Origin of the sequence: Microbispora sitophila, from assembly GCF_014892245.1 — a bacterium.
Taxonomy (GTDB): Bacteria; Actinomycetota; Actinomycetes; order Streptosporangiales; family Streptosporangiaceae; genus Microbispora; species Microbispora siamensis.
Genome location: NZ_JADBGC010000003.1, coordinates 184043 through 200483, shown reverse-complemented (window position 1 = coordinate 200483; position 16441 = coordinate 184043). Strand labels below are relative to the sequence as shown.

General features: G+C 70.2%; 15 protein-coding genes. 6 read left to right on the top strand and 9 right to left on the bottom strand.

The features are described from left to right. Window positions 1-92 precede the first annotated feature (92 nt). Window positions 93-749 carry a maleylpyruvate isomerase family mycothiol-dependent enzyme gene (locus IL992_RS06850; protein WP_193202464.1) on the top strand — a complete coding sequence of 219 codons (657 nt, stop codon included), beginning with the start codon at window positions 93-95 and terminating at the stop codon, window positions 747-749. A gap of 41 nt (window positions 750-790) precedes the next feature. Here the strand turns inward: IL992_RS06850 and IL992_RS06845 are convergent, their stop codons facing one another. Continuing rightward, a complete protein-coding gene (locus IL992_RS06845) occupies window positions 791-1444 on the bottom strand; it encodes a TetR/AcrR family transcriptional regulator (protein ID WP_193202463.1) in 654 nt (217 codons plus the stop codon). A gap of 210 nt (window positions 1445-1654) precedes the next feature. Here IL992_RS06845 and IL992_RS06840 point away from each other — a divergent pair, with 210 nt between their 5' ends. Continuing rightward, window positions 1655-3511 carry an AfsR/SARP family transcriptional regulator gene (locus IL992_RS06840; RefSeq protein WP_193202462.1) on the top strand — a complete coding sequence of 619 codons (1857 nt, stop codon included), beginning with the start codon at window positions 1655-1657 and terminating at the stop codon, window positions 3509-3511. A gap of 69 nt (window positions 3512-3580) precedes the next feature. Here IL992_RS06840 and IL992_RS06835 read toward each other — a convergent pair whose 3' ends face one another. The 6 genes from IL992_RS06835 to IL992_RS06810 form a co-directional block, all read right to left on the bottom strand. Continuing rightward, window positions 3581-3757 carry a hypothetical protein gene (locus IL992_RS06835; RefSeq protein WP_193202461.1) on the bottom strand — a complete coding sequence of 59 codons (177 nt, stop codon included), beginning with the start codon at window positions 3755-3757 and terminating at the stop codon, window positions 3581-3583. 114 nt (window positions 3758-3871) lie between these two features. Next, window positions 3872-4336, bottom strand: coding sequence for a S26 family signal peptidase (locus IL992_RS06830; protein WP_193202460.1), 465 nt, complete (start codon window positions 4334-4336; stop codon window positions 3872-3874). Continuing rightward, the gene (locus IL992_RS06825) at window positions 4333-6255 is read right to left on the bottom strand and encodes an ABC transporter ATP-binding protein (RefSeq protein ID WP_319018389.1); all 1923 of its coding nucleotides are present in this window, start codon (window positions 6253-6255) and stop codon (window positions 4333-4335) included. Before IL992_RS06825 ends, IL992_RS06830 begins: the two co-directional genes overlap by 4 nt. Continuing rightward, window positions 6252-6794 (bottom strand): thioredoxin domain-containing protein, encoded by a 543-nt coding sequence (locus tag IL992_RS06820; RefSeq protein ID WP_193202459.1) that lies wholly within the window; start codon window positions 6792-6794, stop codon window positions 6252-6254. The genes IL992_RS06825 and IL992_RS06820 overlap by 4 nt, the downstream gene beginning before the upstream one ends. Window positions 6795-6809: 15 nt before the next feature. Further along, a complete protein-coding gene (locus IL992_RS06815) occupies window positions 6810-7352 on the bottom strand; it encodes a MauE/DoxX family redox-associated membrane protein (RefSeq protein ID WP_193202458.1) in 543 nt (180 codons plus the stop codon). A 209-nt stretch (window positions 7353-7561) separates the two neighbouring features. Beyond that, window positions 7562-8056 (bottom strand): hypothetical protein, encoded by a 495-nt coding sequence (locus IL992_RS06810; protein ID WP_193202457.1) that lies wholly within the window; start codon window positions 8054-8056, stop codon window positions 7562-7564. Window positions 8057-8347: 291 nt separating this feature from the next. Between IL992_RS06810 and IL992_RS06805 the strand changes: the two genes are divergently transcribed. Then, window positions 8348-9685 carry a hypothetical protein gene (locus IL992_RS06805; RefSeq protein ID WP_193202456.1) on the top strand — a complete coding sequence of 446 codons (1338 nt, stop codon included), beginning with the start codon at window positions 8348-8350 and terminating at the stop codon, window positions 9683-9685. Window positions 9686-10243: 558 nt separating this feature from the next. After that, window positions 10244-11851 (top strand): ABC-F family ATP-binding cassette domain-containing protein, encoded by a 1608-nt coding sequence (locus tag IL992_RS06800; RefSeq protein ID WP_193202455.1) that lies wholly within the window; start codon window positions 10244-10246, stop codon window positions 11849-11851. Window positions 11852-12103: 252 nt separating this feature from the next. On the opposite strand, the gene IL992_RS06795 is transcribed toward IL992_RS06800, so the two are convergent. Together IL992_RS06795 and IL992_RS06790 are read right to left on the bottom strand one after the other, a co-directional pair. Continuing rightward, the gene (locus tag IL992_RS06795; protein WP_319018388.1) at window positions 12104-13177 is read right to left on the bottom strand and encodes an FUSC family protein; all 1074 of its coding nucleotides are present in this window, start codon (window positions 13175-13177) and stop codon (window positions 12104-12106) included. A 139-nt stretch (window positions 13178-13316) separates the two neighbouring features. Beyond that, entirely contained in the window at window positions 13317-14300 is a 984-nt protein-coding gene (locus tag IL992_RS06790; protein WP_193202453.1) for a GlxA family transcriptional regulator, read from the bottom strand. Window positions 14301-14701: 401 nt separating this feature from the next. Between IL992_RS06790 and IL992_RS06785 the strand changes: the two genes are divergently transcribed. Continuing rightward, window positions 14702-15340 (top strand): HD domain-containing protein, encoded by a 639-nt coding sequence (locus tag IL992_RS06785; protein ID WP_193202452.1) that lies wholly within the window; start codon window positions 14702-14704, stop codon window positions 15338-15340. Window positions 15341-15422: 82 nt separating this feature from the next. After that, a complete protein-coding gene (locus tag IL992_RS06780; RefSeq protein ID WP_193202451.1) occupies window positions 15423-16358 on the top strand; it encodes an NADP-dependent oxidoreductase in 936 nt (311 codons plus the stop codon). Window positions 16359-16441 lie beyond the last annotated feature (83 nt).

Genomic DNA, 16441 nt, shown 5'->3' with positions numbered 1-16441 from the left:
TACAGTGTCCACATCACGCAATGTTCACAGTGTAGACATGGTTGACGGGTCAGTGCCAGCAGCCCGTCGAGACGGGACGGAAGGAGCCGCGAATGGACGCCGACGCCGTGCGCGACGCGATCACGAGTGAGCGGATGAGCCTGTGCGACCTGCTGGAACAGCTGGACGACGCCGAGTGGGCAACCCCCTCGCTGTGCGCGGGCTGGACGGTGAAGGACGTGGTGGCCCACCTGACGACCACCACCCGCACCACGGCGCTGGACATGGTTGCCGGCATGGCCCGCGCCCGCGGCGACTTCCACCGCATGACCGACAGGCGTGCCCGCAGACGCGCGCAGAGGTTCACTCCGGCCGACCTCATCGCGCAGCTGCGCCAGAGCGCGATGTCGCCGCGCCGCATGCCCGGCAGCGGACCGCTGGACCCACTGGTGGACCTGCTGGTGCACGGGCAGGACATCGCCCGCCCGCTGCACCGTGACCGGCCACTCCCGGCGGCCTCCGCGGTCGCGGCCCTGACCTACGTCGCCGGCAACCGCTTCTACGGTGCGTCCGCGCGTCTCGCAGACCTTCACCTCGTCGCCACCGACGTGGACTGGACGTCCGGCAGCGGGCAGGAGATCAGCGGCGCGGCCGCCGACCTGCTCCTGGTCGCGACGGGGCGTCCGGCCGGTCTGGCCGGCCTGTCCGGTCCTGGGACGGACGTCCTGACCGCACGGATGCACGGCCTCGAGCCCCGGCCCGGCCCATGAGCGTCGACGACCAGGCCAGAAGATGGGACCAGGCGGGCGTCTCACCTGCGGAAGGGACGCTCCAGCGGTGGGGGCTCCCCCGGCAGGCGGAGCGTGCGGTGGACCATCTGATGCAGATATCTGCGGAAGCGCCACAGCGCCCCGGGATGGTCGTGGTCGTAGCGCTGGCCCGACCGGTCGTACACGCCGCTCTGCACGAAGCTGTGGACACACCAGATCACCGAGTTGATGGTGTAGTCCACGTCCACGTCCGGGGCGGTCACCAGGGGAGCGATGGTGTCGATCACGAACTGCGCCGCCGGCGCGGCGTACATCGGCTCGAGCTCGGGGATGTCACTGGCGTCCGCGAGCCACCTGTGGGTGTAGAGCGCCGGATACTCCGGCTGGCGGCAGCAGAAGTCGACGTATCGGTCGAGGAGCCCGTGCATGGCGACGATCTTCTGTTCCGGCGATGCGCTGAGGATGTCCTTGATCCCCTTTTCGAGGACGGCGTTGTGGGCGCTGTTCATGCGGTCCATGACCTCGAGATAGATCTCCCGCTTGTCGCCGAACTGCCGCCTGACGAACGCCACGTCCGTGCCCGCGGCGTCGGCGATCTGCCGCATGTCCGTGCCGTCGTAGCCCAGCCCGGCGAACAGGCGGGTCGCCACCTGGAGAACTCGGTCGGACAGGCCCCCGTCGCCCGTACCCGTCATGCGGTAGTCGGTTCCCGCCTGGATCCCCCCTAATCACGCACTTGCCCCGGTAGGCGCGATCCGGAACTGTTCCGGACGCTCGCCGACCTTGTGGGGGTTCGCGAGGGGCAGGGATCTTCGTGGCGTTCCCGACGCCTATGGAGGTTCCCTCGTGCACCGAACACACGGTTGGAAGCGAACGTCCGCCCCCTCGGGCTTCCGGAGGGCGGATTGAACCTCCGGTTCGAGTTGCTGGGCCCGGTTCAGGTCAGGCGGAACGGCAGGCCGGTCCCGCTCGGCTCACCCAAGCAGCGCGCCCTGCTGACCACGCTGCTGCTCGAGCCCAACCGGGTCGTGTCGATCGACAGGCTGGTCATGGCCGTGTGGGACGAGGAGCCGCCACGCTCCGCCGTCGCCAACCTGCGCACCTACGTCAACCGGCTGCGGGACACACTCGGCGAAGGCGACCGGCTGACGGCCCGGACGCCCGGCTACGTCCTCACCGTGCACTCCGGCGAGCTCGACGTGACCGAGTTCGCCGACGCCCTGCGGCAGGGCAGGCAGGCGCTGTCCGCCGGGCGGCCGGAGGCGGCGCTGCGCCACCTGTCGGCGGCTCTCGCGCGGTGGCGGGGCGCACCGGCCGAGGACGTGCCCAGGTCGGCGGCGCTCGGCCCGCGCCTGGACGCGCTCGCCGAACAGCGCTGCCTGGCCCTGGAGGCGCAGGCCGAGGCCCGCCTCATGCTGGGCGAGCACGCCGAGGCGGTGCCGGAGCTCCGTGAGACGGTGGCCGCCCATCCCACCAGGGAGCGACTGTGGGGCAGCCTCATGCTCGCGTTGTATCGCACCGGCGACTCCGCGGCCGCGCTGTCCGCCTATGGGCAGGCGCGAACCTTCCTGGCGGAGGAGCTGGGCGTCGAGCCCGGGCCTGAGCTGGCCGAGCTGCACCGGAGCGTACTCAACCGTGACCCCGCGCTCCAGGCGGTTCCCCTGTTCCCCGTCCCCGACCCGTCTCACCCGGCGCCCCCGCCGGAAGCGGGGCAGAAAGCGGGGCCGAAGGCGGCGTCGGCGCCGGTCGCGGGCCCCAGAGGTTCCACGAGTCTCGTGGGCCGGGATCCGGAGCTGAACGAGCTCCTGGCCGCGATCGCGGCCTCTCCCCCGCGGCCCGTCGCCGTACACGGCCCGGCCGGGGTGGGCAAGTCGGCCCTGGCCCTGCATGCCGTCCGGACGGCGGCGCCGGCCTTCCCCGGCGGCGTGTTCCACGTCGATCTGCGGGCCCTTCCCCGGCCCGGTGCGTACGAGACGCTGACCCGGCTGCTGGGCCTGCTGGGACTGGCGGACGGCCAGATCGCCGCGGACCTCGACGACGCGGTGCTCCAGTTCGGGACCGCCACGGCCGAGAGGCGCGTGCTCGTCCTCCTCGACAACGTGACCGACGAGGGGCAAGTGCGCCCTCTGATTGGCGCCTGTCCCGACTGCCTGTTCGTCATCACCAGCAGGATGGTGCTCGCGGCGCTCGACGATGTCGACCATCTGCCGCTCGCTCCCCTGACGGACGACGCGGCGTACGAGCTGCTGGTCCGGCTCTGCCGCCGGGACCGGGTCGACCCCGAGCAGGTGAGGAGGGTGGCCCGGCTCTGCGACAACCTGCCGCTCGCGCTGCGGATCGCGGGCAAGCGGCTGGCCGTCAGGCGGGAGTGGACGCTGGCGGCGTTCGCCGACATGCTGGCCGACGAGGAGCACCGGCTCGACCTGCTGACCTGCGGTGACCTTTCCGTACGGAGCGCCCTCGACCTCGACTACCAGGCCCTGCGGCAGTGCGGGGGACTGGCGGACGGCAGCGCGCTCGCCCTGTTCCACCGCCTCGGCGAGCGCGGCATGGCCGACTGCGGGTCCGCGACCGCGGCGGGGCTCCTCGGATGCGACCGGCGCACCGCCTGGGCGGCGCTCGGCAGGCTGGCCGATCTCCGCCTGATGAAGTCGATTGCTCCCGACCATTACCGGATGAACGATCTCACCCGCCTGTACGCCATGGAGATCGCCCGAACCGCCGGAAAACACGAGAGCGAGAATTCGGCGGCATTCATCTAGGGCGCGAATCGAGAGCGGAGCGCCCTTTGTCGAAGGGCGCTGTTCAACAGGGCGCTCCGCCGTGCTCGTCTAGCAGAGGTACCGCCACGACGTGCAGTAGCGGCCGCCGGGGATCTCCGACCCGCTGCAGCAGTAGCGCTGGACGCAGGTCGAGCCCTCGTACCAGCAGTTGATCGCTTCCGCGCGGGTGGCCGGGACCAGCCGGGCGACCATCCGGTCCGCCAGCCGCTGAATGGTCCGGGTCATTCAGTTCCTCCTTCGGGAAGGACTCCTTTTTCCTTGTCCGACATTAGGAGCGGCTTCGATCACGGAGATACCGCTGCGATACACGGACGTTTGTATCGGGCACATTTTCACGATCTACATATTCAGCCGCCGGAGCACGACACCCGTGATCCTGCTTTCCGGGAGGAGCCCCCACTGCCGCGAGTCGGTGCTGCGCGACGGGTTGTCCCCGAGGACGAGCAGCCGCCCCGGCGGCACGCGGGTCTCCTTCAACGCCTCGAATCCCGGAGGGATCGGGTCCCCGGCCACGGCCGCGGCCCGCTTGATCACCAGGTTCGTGCCGCCGTCGAGCGCGAAGCCCTCTCCCGGGCCCACGCGGGAGATGACCACGATGTCCCCGGGCCGGACGCGCCGGCCAGACCGACCAGGGCGGCCGGGCCGCAGCGTCCGTACGAGGACCCGGTCACCGGGCCACAGACCGGGCTTCATGCTCTCCCCGTGCACCTCGACGACGCGCAGGGTCCGCCTGGCCGCCGTCACGACGCCGCTCCCGAGCGCCGTCGCGAGCAGGACGAGCAGGACGAGCAGGACGGGTGTCATCGCGCCCCCGAGAGCCGGTCGCGCGGGGTGTCCGCGTCCCGGTCCTCCCGCTGCCGGTATCCCTGCGCCTGGAGGGCGAACAGGTGGGCGTAGATCCCGCCGCGCGCGAGCAGCCCGGCGTGCGTGCCCTGCTCGGCGACCTGTCCGCCGTCGAGGACCACGATGTTGTCCGCGTCGCGCACGGCGCCGAGCCGATGGCTGATCAGCAGGCTCGTACGGCCGCGGCGGTGCTCCCGCAGGCCCTGGTGGATCTCGTGCTCCGCCTCGGCGTCGAGCCCCGAGCTGGGCTCGTCCAGGATCAGCAGGTCCCGCTCGCCCCGCAGGTAGGCGCGGGCGAGGGCGAGCCGCTGCCACTGCCCGCCCGACAGGTGGACGCCCGCCGCGAGGCCACGGTCCGCCGCTGCGCCGCCGTCCGCCGTGAGACCGTCCGCCGTGAGACCGTCCTCCGTGGGGCCGGCGAAGATACGGGACAGCATGGTGTCGTACCCCCGGGGCAGGCCGCTCACGACGCCGTGCACGCCCGCCCGCCGCGCCGCCGCCTCGATCCTCCCCCGGTCGTCCATCGCGGCGAGGTCGCCCAGGCCGATGTTGTCCGCCGCGGTCATGTCGTACTCCATGTAGTCCTGGAACACCGCCCCGATCCGGGCGCGAAGCTCCGCCGGGTCCAGTTCCCTGAGATCGATCCCGTCCCAGAGGACCGAGCCGCGTTCCGGGTCGTACATCCGGCACAGGAGCTTGACCACCGTGCTCTTGCCCGCACCGTTCCTCCCGGCGAGCGCCACCGCGGTGCCGTACGGGATGGTCAGGCTGACGCCGCGCAGGGCCCAGGGGTGGCCGGGCGAGTAGCGGAACCACACGTCGTTCAGCTCGATCCCCCGGCGCAGCGGGCCGGCCCGCCGGGGCCGGGCGGGGACCGGCAGGTCCGGCTCGGCGTCCAGGACGGCGAGGTAGTGCCCGAACAGCAGCACCTGCTGATGCGCGGTGACGAGTTCGAGGACGAGGCCGCCGGCCGCCGCCTGGACTCCGGCGACGGCGGCCACGAACAGCGCCACGTCGCCGATCCCGCCCGTGCCGTTGGCCGCGGAGACGAGAACCCATAGCAGGCCGCCCCCGGCCGCCAGCGCCGCCGTGGTCCCGGTGAGGGCCTGGACGCCCAGCTCGCGCCGGTCGGTGCGGCTCCGCTCGGCGTTCGCGGCCCGCCGCTGGGCGTTCATCATCCCGCGCAGATGTGCTCCGATGCCGAAGAGCCTCAGCTCCTTGGCCGCCCGGACGTTGACGAGAAGCTCACCGAAGAAGAACTCGCGGCGCTCGACCGGGCCGATGCCCCACAGCATCGCGGCGCGCCGCCGCGACAGCCAGAGCTCCGCGGCCAGAGACGGCGCCGCGGCGCCGACCACGAGGACGGCCATCCACGGGCTTATCGTCACAAGGGAGACGAGGAATCCGGCTCCGGTCATCGCCGTCCTGGCGATGCCCAGGGCGGCGGAGACCACCATGCCGGGGGTCGCCCCGCCGTACTGCCGGGCCATTCTGATCCGGTCGAGGAACGCGGGGTTCTCGAACCTGGCGAGGCCGACGAACCGCTCGGTGGCCCGGAAGAGGCCGTCCTGCGCGACGAGGCCGATCCTGCGCCCGCTCTCGTCCTTGACGTACTGGACGATCTGCGGCCCGAGCGCCGTCAGCACCCCGCACCCGGCGAGCGCGGCGCCCAGAGCCGCCGCCACACCGGTCCTGGGCTGTCCGCCGGCGATCTCGTCGAGGACCAGCTTGGTGCACCAGGCGATCGTCACCGGCAGGGCGGCCATGAGCGTGCTGAGGACGGCGAAGGCGGTGGTCAACCCCCTGCTCGCCCGCCAGGCCATGCCGAGAGCGGTGACCACCGCCCGCGCTCCGGCGAGGCCCCGCACCCGCGCCGTCACGCGTGTACGGGGATCTTGTCGAGGTCCTCGAGCGTGGTCCCGCTGGCGACGACCCTCCCGCGCACGTCGACCAGGGCGAGGGACGGGAAGCCGTTCACCTGCAGCGCCTTCGTCAGGCCGGTGCCGTACTCCTCGATCAGCACCAGGGCGACCGGCTCCAGCACCCGCCGCTCGTCCGCCACCTCCTCCTCCGTACCGACGAGCACGGCCAGCACGTTGCCGCGTCCTCCGGGGAAGGATCGCGCGCGCTCGGCGAACTGCGGCAGGCGATCGTGGCAGGCCGAGCAGTCGGGCGAGAAGACGCCGACGAGGACCGGCTCGGTCAGCGTCTCGCCGGAGACGTGGACGCCGTCGGTGCTCACGGCGGAGAAGCCGCCGATCATCGCCCCGGGCGGGAGCACGATCGGCGGGGACCCCACCGGCCTCGCCGACAGCATCTCCTCGTGCGCCCGCAACCGCCGGATCACCCCGACCGTCAGCACCAGGTCGATCAGGCACAGGACGCCAACGCCCAGGACGAGCGCTGTCAGGAACGGCATGAGGGACTACCTCCGTCAGGGTGAACTGGTGAAGAGACCGGCGATCTCGCCGATCGCGGACAGCAGGACCGCCGCGGCGCCGGCGGCCAAGGCCACCGCGGCGAGCCCGGCCGCCCCGAGGTTCCCGGGAACGGCTCCGGCCCCGCCCTGGATCGCTGCGGTTGCGGCCTGGATCGCGCCGGCCGCCGCCGCGACGATGAGCACGGCGTTGCGGGCGAGATGACCGGGGCCCACCGGAACGGCGGAGGCGCCGAAACAGCGGCAGGGGACCCGCCTGCCGCGCCGCAGGGCGACGACGATGGCCACGGTGAAGGCCAGGAGCAGCCCGAGCGCGACGCAGAAGCCGGCGAGCACGGTGGGCGGCCAGGCCAGCAGCGGCGCGACGGCGATCTCGGCGGCGACGACGAGCGCCGCGACCGGCCTGGCCGGCAGCCGCGCGAGGGCGCGCGTGGCCACCGTGAACTCCTCGTACGCCGCCCGCCCGCGCAGCTTGCTCACGGCGGACGTGAGGAAGACGATCCCCGTGAGCAGCCGGCAGAAGGCGAAGAGACAGGCCACGGGCGTCCTCATCCCCGGGTCGGGCGGGCGGGTCGCCCCTCACGCTAGGAACCGCCGCGGGACGCGGGATATACGACGGCTACACGCTCCGATGTATCGGGGACGAACGCCCCGCCCGCCTGACGATTCCCGCTACGGCCCGGGCACGCGGTGAGCCGTTCCATCGCGGCGTTTCATCCTCGGCCGCTGTGCGAGCGACCGAGATGGGCTCATTCATCCATGTACGCCTTGCGGATCTTGGCCGCGCCATACCCTCCTCGAGGGGTGCAGATCGGGCATCCGCAGGGCGGCCTGCCGTGGGCGTCGGGCATGTAGCGCCACCCGGTCACCTGGTTCACGCCCCTGATGCGGTGGATCTCACCGGCCTGGATCGGGCGCGGGAGCAGTAGTTCGTATCCGCGGGCGTCCTGTTGCTCGGCGATCAGGGCGGCGGCTGCTGCGCTACCGAGTTGGACCGGCGGAGCGTTGTAGTGGCCCGCCCACACCGGTTCATCATCGGGGATGCGGAAGTGAACGGCCACAAGAGTGCGCTGACCACTGCGCCGTAACTCCCGGCCCCACTGATACGTGATCTGGTAGGAGGGCAGCACCGGCAGGCAGTAGACGCCTGTCACATTGTTCCGCCCGAGGCTGGTGGCGCGAATTCCCGCCCGCCGGATCGACCGGATGTTCTTCGCCGGAGTGAGGTGCACGAGCAAGGTCATGGTTCATCCGATCGGTGACAGGGCGGTGTCCGCGACGCGGCAAACGCTTCCGATGGCCATTGAATCGTTCATCGGCGGAGCTGAAAACTGAATAACGGCATGTCCCTCGGCAATGACGCGCCGCCTGCGGCCGTCATCGGCGGAATCACCCCGCCAAAGGAATGGAGCACCGCGGTGCCTGCGCGAATTTTGCCGGTGTGGTACAGGGACTGCATCATAGATGGACGTTTCGGGCCGGCGAGGCAATCGGAGCGTGGCGGAAACGCGGCCTTGGGCGACCGAAGGGCAACGATGAAGGCATTTCTGGTTTTCCTGGGCGTCGCCACGCTGGGTGCGGTGATCGCGGCTCTCCTGCTATTGCTGAACCCGGCGGGCGGCGATGTCGATGAGAAGCCCGTGGCCTCGGTTTCCACCGCCGCGGCCTCCGCTTCCCCCGCGGCCCGGAAAAGCGTGCTGCTGGATGCCGAGGGCGCCGTCATCGAGGAGTTCTCCGGCGACTGCGCGGGCAGCGGGTATCCCTACCTCTGTCGTCGGGTCAGGGAGCAACTTCTCGCGGAGGATCCGCAACTGCTCACCCGTGACGGCCTGACGATCCAGACGACGATCGACCAGCGACTCCAGCGGGCGGCGCAACGGGCCGTCGACGCCTACGTCCACCGCGACGACCCGCAGCTCGCCACGCAGGTCATGATCACTCCCGGCGAAGGGACCGTCACGGCCATGGTCACCAGCCGTGATCCTGCCGACGCGCCGGGCCTCCAGCAGGGCACGACGGCGATGCCCTACGCCCTGGCCGCCGCGCTCGCCGCCGGTCTCCGGTATGACGACGGCTTCGTCGTCTCGGACAAGTACCGCCCCCAGGGCTTCGCGACGTTCAGGAACTGCGCGGGCCAGGCCGTCGGCGATCCGGCCCACGCGATCGTGAACCGCGACAAGGGCGGAGACCGGTTCCTCACTCTGCGATCGGGCACCCAGGACGCGGTGAACACCTTCTCCATGCGATTACAGGAGAAGGTCGGCCTGTGCGAGACCGTCAAGATGGCCCTGCGGCTCGGGCTCAGGAGCGCCGACGGGTCACCGCTGCAGGAGTTTGAGACGTTCACGCTGGGCCTCACCGAGGCCGACCCCGTCTCGGTGGCCAATTCTTACGCGAGCCTCGCCGCCCGCGGCCGCTTCTGCGAGCCGAGGGTGATCACCGAGATCCGCGACGGCGCAGGCGCCGGGCGCTCCTTTCCCGCGCACTGCGTGCAGGTCCTGGACCCGGCGGTCGCCGACGCGGTCACCGGAGTGCTGGCCGACGTGCTGGCGAAGAGCTCACTCAAGGGCGTCGGCCGCGAGGCGGCGGGCATGCCCGGCGAGGGCGACGGCTTCCGCACCGCCTGGTACGCCGGTTACACCCCCGGCCTGGCCTCGGCCGTCAGCCTCGGCGACTCTCGTGACCCGGTGCGGCACCCGATGGTGGACGTCACCATCGGCGGCCGCCGCTACGCACACGTGGACGGCACGTCGGTGCCCGGCCTGATCTGGAAGAAGGCGATGACCGAGGCGCTGCGCGGAACGCCGGAGACCCGCTTCGTCCGACCGGAGGCCGAACGCTTCGGCGGCTGCCGCGACGCCTGCCCGAACTGACCGCCGCCGTCCCCGCCGAAGAGCCTCAGCCGCCTCCTGTCGCGGCGGGAAACGAGAGGACCCTCACAACTGGTAGGATCCGGGCCATGGAGATTGAGGTCGACAGAATCTAGCCACCGAACTGCCGGTGGCTTTCACCTGTGGGGAGCATCGCTCCCTTGACGGTGATGACTATTTTCTCCCCGCAGGGCCGTCGGTCCGCCTATTCACGGCGTTGACCTTCCTGCATGAACCTCACCGGCACGTTCGCACCGCACCGACCTCGGATACGAGTCCGCGCTTGCGAACGCACCTGATGTCGATCTCGTCGTCCCTCCGACTTCTCTTCGCTCCGACAGCGGACCCACCCGTTGTCACATGTCGGCGGACTCCCGTTGCCGGGATCGACTCCGTTGCCGCACCGGCACCCGGCCACCCGTACCCGTCGTCGCGCGCGGTGGAAGACAAGCGTGCCGACCCTCGCATTCCGGTCTCGGCAGCCAATCACCTCGTCGTGAGCACTGATCCCCCATCACATCCGTCCCGCGGTGACGGGCAGAAAGAAGAGAACCACCAGCGATGTCCACCAAATCCGCCATCACCCTCCGCGACCTGACGTTCGAATGGCCCGACGGCGGTGTCGCGCTCTCTGGCGTCAACGGCACGTTCACGACCGGCCGCACCGGCCTCATCGGCCGCAACGGCGCCGGGAAGTCGACCCTGCTGCGGCTGATCGCCGGAATCCTGACCCCGACAGCCGGACAGATCGACACGATCGGCGAGGTCGGCTACCTGCCGCAGACGCTCACCCTCCACCATGAGACGACCATCGCCGGGCTCCTCGGCATCGACGGCGTCCTCGCAGCGATGAGAGCGATCGAGGCCGGCGACGTCGATCAGCGGCACTTCGACATCATCGGCGACGACTGGGACATCGAGGCGCGAGCCGACGAGGCGCTGCACCAGATCGGCTTCACCGCCAAGGATCTGGACCGGCGGATCGCCGAGGTCTCCGGCGGGGAAGCGATGCTCATCGCCATCACCGGCCTGCGCATCCGCCGCACTGCGATCACTCTGCTCGACGAGCCGACCAACAACCTCGACCGGCCCACCCGAGCCAGGCTCGCCGAGTTCGTGGACGAATGGCCCGGGACCCTCGTCGTCGTCAGCCACGACCTCGAACTACTGGAGCACATGGAGAACACCGCCGAACTCTACGCCGGGAACCTCGACACCTTCGGTGGCCCCTACAGCGCCTGGAAGGAGCACCTGGAACAAGAGCAGGCCGCCGCCGTTCAGGCCGCTCGTTCGGCCCAGCAGGCGCTCAAGGTCGAGAAACGCCAGCGGGTCGAGGCCGAGACCAAGCTCGCCCGCAGGGAGCGCACCGCCAAGAAGACGCAGAAGGACGGAGGCATCCCGAAGATCCTGGCCGGCAACCGGGCCAGCAAGGCGCAGGCATCCGCCGGATCGCTGCGCTCCACCCTCGACGACAAGGTCCAGGCCGCCCAGGCCGCCGTGAACGCCGCCGACGCACGCGTCCGCGAGGACGAGCACATCAACCTCACGCTTCCCGACCCCGATGTACCGCGTGGCCGCCGCCTGGCCGAGCTCCACGACGAAGACCGCACCGTGGTCATCCAGGGACCGGAGCGAGTCGCCCTCGTCGGGCCGAACGGGGCCGGGAAGTCGACATTGGTCGAACAGCTCGTCCAGGGCGGAACGCCGGCTCCCGGCCGAGCACACGGGAGACTCCTGACCGATCTCTTCGGCTACCTGCCCCAGCGCCTCGACGGACTCGATGAAGACGCGAGCGCCATGGCGAACGTGCAGTCGGTCGCTCCCGGCACACCGGCCGGGACGATCCGCAACCAGCTCGCCCGTCTGCTCCTTCGCGGGGACAGCGCCGACCGTCCCGTCAGCACCCTCTCGGGCGGCGAACGCTTCCGGGTCTCGCTCGCGAAGCTCCTTCTCGCCGAGCCGCCCGCCCAGCTGTTGATCCTCGACGAACCCACCAACAACCTCGACATCGCCAGCGTCGAGCAACTCGCAGAGGCACTCGACGCCTACCGCGGAGCCCTCCTCGTCGTCAGCCACGACTTCGCGTTCCTCGAACGGATCGGGATCGACACGGTCCTCGAACTCGGCACGGACGGACGCATGCGCCAACGTCCCGACCTGAACGTCTGACGCCGTGGAGCGCGCACGACCACAGACCGGATGACGCAGGGCAGGGACGGGCGAGCACGTGGCCGCGGATCGTCTCCAGACATGCAGGCCATTCCCCGCGTGCGGGGACTTCTTCCGCGGCCTTCACCGTCGTCGATGTGGACCACTCTGACAGAGCATCGGCGGTACCGGCTCGTCCGGCCCTGGCTGCCCGTGCCACCTGGAGCACAGCGGACATTTCGGCCACGTCGAGGAGCCCGAGGGCGTTCGACCTCAGCCTCGCGTGCTCTCGTCGCTCAGCTCGTCCAGCGGGGTCAGCGTGGCCGAGGCAGCGTCGTGATCCATGCCGGTCGCCTCGAGCAGGTCGACGGCGATGGAGCGCAGTTGCGCGATGATGACGTTCGCCGAGAAGCCCAGGGTCTTGGGCCGCTCCCGTGCGGCGACGGCGAGCAACGCCTGCCTGGCCAACATCGGTTCGCGCCCAGCCGCCAGTTCGAGCTGGAGCAGCAGCGCCGCCTCCGAGACTTCGCGCAGCAACTCAGCCAACGCTACCGGCGGCGGGCTCGCCTCCCCCATCGCCGCGAGTGTGCGGCGGACCAGAACGCGTGCGTTGCGCAACGCCAGATCCACCGGCATGGCGGCGGTCGTGTACCTGGCCAGTCTGGCCCGGTGATGCCAGCGCAGCGGCGAGATCCTGATGATCTCCTTGCTGTTCTCCAGCGCCGCCGCGAAATCCTCGACCGCGGTCTGGGTCCTGCGTCCGCACTCCAGTGCCTCGGCGGCCAGGTCCATATCTCCCTTCTCGATCGCCTCCGCCGCCTGTTCCAGCACGGTGGAGAAGGCGTCGAGCACGCCGGACAGATGTTTGCCCGCGATGACGAGCGGGCTGGCGGGCAGCAGTGCGACCGCGACGATGCCGACGATGCCACCGGTGAGCGCATCGGCCATCCGGTCCAGCCCGCCGCCATCCTCGCCCGGCACCAGCATGGCGACCAGCACCGCGGACGAGCCGGCCTGCGACACGAACAGCTCGCCGCTGTTCAACAGCCACGCGATGGTCATCGCCAGCGCGATCACGAGCGCCAGCTGCCAGGGACCCGAGCCGATCCAGGACACGAGCAGGTCGCCGATGCCCACGCCCAGACTGACACCGATCACCAGCTCGGCCACCCTGCGCAGCCGCTGCCCCAGCCCGACGCCCACGCAGATCATCACAGAGATGGGCGCGAAGAGAGGGTGGGCGTGGCCGAGCAGATGAACCGCGACGATCCAGGCCAGCGCGGCGCCCACGGCACACTGCGCGATAGAGGGCCCGATCAGGCCAAACGTGCCCAGCCGTTTCCTCACCTGATCACCGAGCCACGTTCGCACTCCTCCACGATCGCGGATCTTTATGACATTGGGATCACATTTGCCCCGAATTCTTCTGCTTCGACCCATTCAGCGAAGGCCAGACCTTTCAGGCGTGCCGATCGCCCTGTTGCCGTCACCTCGCGCCCGCGTTGACGCGGCGGGCCGTGCTGAACCGGCGTTGGTAGGCGGCGGGGCTGATCGACAACTTCCTGGCGAAAACCCGTCGCATGCTCTCGTAACTGGGGAACCCGGCGAGGGACGCGGCCTGCGTCGCGGTGTGTCCTTGGTCGAGCAGTGCCCTGGCCATGTCGAATCGGATGTTTTCCACGTAGCGGGCCGGTGTGGTGGACAGCTCGTCGTGAAAGAGTCGGGTGAGGTGCCGGGTGCTCACGTTGAGGTGCTTCGCGAGCTCGCCGAGAGAGTGGTTCCCGCGGGGGTTCGCCGTCACCAAGTCGGTGATTGTTCGGAGAGCGGACGAGCGGGGCGGCGGTCCTTGCAACGGTGCCGAGAACTGGGACTGGCCACCCGCACGCTGCATGTACACCACCAAGGCGCGGGCGACGTCGCGCGTGAGGTCGGGCCCGTGGTCCTCTTCGACGAGGGCGAGCGCCAGATCGATGCCGGCCGTCACCCCTGCCGACGTGTACGTGGTGCCGTCACGAACATAGATCGCGTCGGGCTCGACGCGGCATGTCGGGCACAGGGCGGCGAGCTCACGCGCGACCTTCCAATGCGTGGTCGCTCGCTTGCCGTCGAGGAGGCCCGCGGCGGCGAGGACGAACGCCCCGGTGCAGATCGACGCGACCCGGCCGGCCACAGCCGCCGGTATCCGCGCGGCGTCCGCCAGGTCCCCGGGGACACGAGCACGCGGATAGAGATCGGACCCGGCCACCAGCAAGGTGTCGAAAGCCGTCTCTGAGGAGACGGCGCCGTCTACCGCGATCCGGACCCCGAGGTTCGACGTGACGTCCGCACCGGTCGGCGACAGCAGCACGATCCGATACTCGGCACCGAACCGGTTCGCCTCCTTGAACACCTCGGCGGGACCGGCGACGTCCAGCAACGTCACCCCGTCGTAGACGAGGATCGCGACGCGATGGGGGGCAGCATCCGCCACTCCGGCCTCACCGGAGCCGGATCCGCGCGGTGGACGGCCGTACCCCACAGGCACTGACCGCTGTCGGGCCGGCGACGCAGGAGGCATTGACACCGTTCATTGGTAGCACATCGTTACCAGAGATCACGGGGACCCTCGGGGGCGGGATTGCTCAACCGGCAGCGGGCGCCGAAGCGGAGTGCGGGACGTCACGGGAGTCAGCGCAGCGGTCCGGAGTGCCCGCAGCAGGAACCGTCCACTCGTGCGCACTGCATCGTGAAGCACCTGGCTGCGATTTCGCCTGGTCCGGATATAGGTGATTCCTGGCCGGACGAAGGCGGCGCCGCACGCCGATCGACGGGGAGCATGGAAGTCGGACACACGGTCCATAGCCCGACATAATTCCCGGAAGGCCAGAGGTCATGCCAGAGGTCATCGCGGGGTTGGAGATTCCTGAGACAGCGGCGGTCGCCGAAGCGACCAGCCTCGTCCAGGAGACGACCAGCCCTCTCATCTACCACCACTCCCGGCGGGTCTTCTTCTTCGGCCTGATTCACGCTTACGAGCTCGGTGTGGAACCGGACCCTGAGCTGCTCTACGTGGCGGCCATGTTCCACGACACCGGCCTCCTGACTCCCTTCTCCGACGTCGAGCAGCGCTTCGAAGTAGACAGCGCCGACCACGCGCGCAAGTTCCTTCTGGACCGGGGTTTCTCGACGGCCGCCGCCGAGATCGTCTGGACGGCGATCGCGCTGCACACGACGCCGGGCATCCCCGACAGGATGGCCCCCGAAATCGCGAGCACGTACCTCGGCGTCTTGACCGACGTGATCGGCTTCGGCCTGGACGGACTGGATCGCGATCAACTGGGCGAAATCCTCGCCGTCCACCCTCGCGGGGACTTCAAGAACGAGTTCCTGCGAGCCTACGTCGACGGGCTCAAGAACCGCCCCGAAACCACGAACGGCACCGTGAACTCCGACGTGCTCGAGCACTTCATCCCCGGCTTCCAGCGCATGACGACGGTCGAGCGCATCGTCGGCTCGCCCTGGCCGAGTTGACCCGACATCACGAGGTGACGCGATGAACGGCGACCGCGAGCGTGCCGTCCCGATCCACGAACGTTCTTGAAAGGATTCGAGCATGCGAGCGATCACCGTACGAGATCGTGACGCGGGTGTCGGCGGCCTGACCCTGACCCACGTGCCTTACCCCCACGCCGCGGAGAACGACGTCATCGTGCGCGTCCACGCCGCGGGCTTCACCCCCGGAGAGCTCGACTGGCCGGCAACGTGGTCCGATCGCGCCGGCCGCGACCGGACACCCAGCATCCCCGGGCACGAGCTGTCCGGAGTCGTGGTCGAGCTGGGCTACGGAACCACCGGCCTCACCGTGGGCCAGCGCGTGTTCGGGCCGACCGACTGGACCCGCGACGGATCCCTGGCCGAATACACCGCGGTGGAGGCTCGCAACCTCGCCCCCCTCGCGGCCGACATCGACCACACCGTGGCCGCCGCGCTGCCCATTTCCGGACTGACCGCATGGCAGGGACTGTTCGACCACGCCCACCTCACGACCGGCCAGACCGTCCTCATCCACGGCGCCGCGGGCGGCGTCGGCTCGATCGCCGTCCAACTCGCGCGAGAGATGGGCGCCCGCGTGATCGGCACTGGCCGAGCCGACGACCGCGATGTCGCGCTCGGCCTCGGCGCGCAGACGTTCCTCGACCTGGACGCCGAGGATCTGCAGCGCGCCGGCGAGGTGGACGTGGTGTTCGACGTGATCGGCGGCGACATCCTCGATCGATCCGCGGAACTGGTACGCCCGGGCGGCACCCTCGTCACCATCGCCATGCCACCTACCGTGCAGCCCAAGGAGGGGCGAGCCGTCTTCTTCGTCGTCGAACCCGACCGCGCCCGGCTGACCGACCTCGCCCAGCGCCTCCGGGACGGACGGCTCACCCCCATCATCGGCGCCGTGCGACCGCTCTCCGAAACGGCCTCCGCGTTCGCCGGCCACCGCCGCACGCCCGGAAAGACGATCATTCAGGTCGCGGACGAGCAGGGAGCGCGGCAATGACGTACGGAGCACCGTGAAGGAACCACCAGAGACAGCGCCAGGCTACGAGGACGCGACCCTTGAACAGGAACGCACTTCGGCAG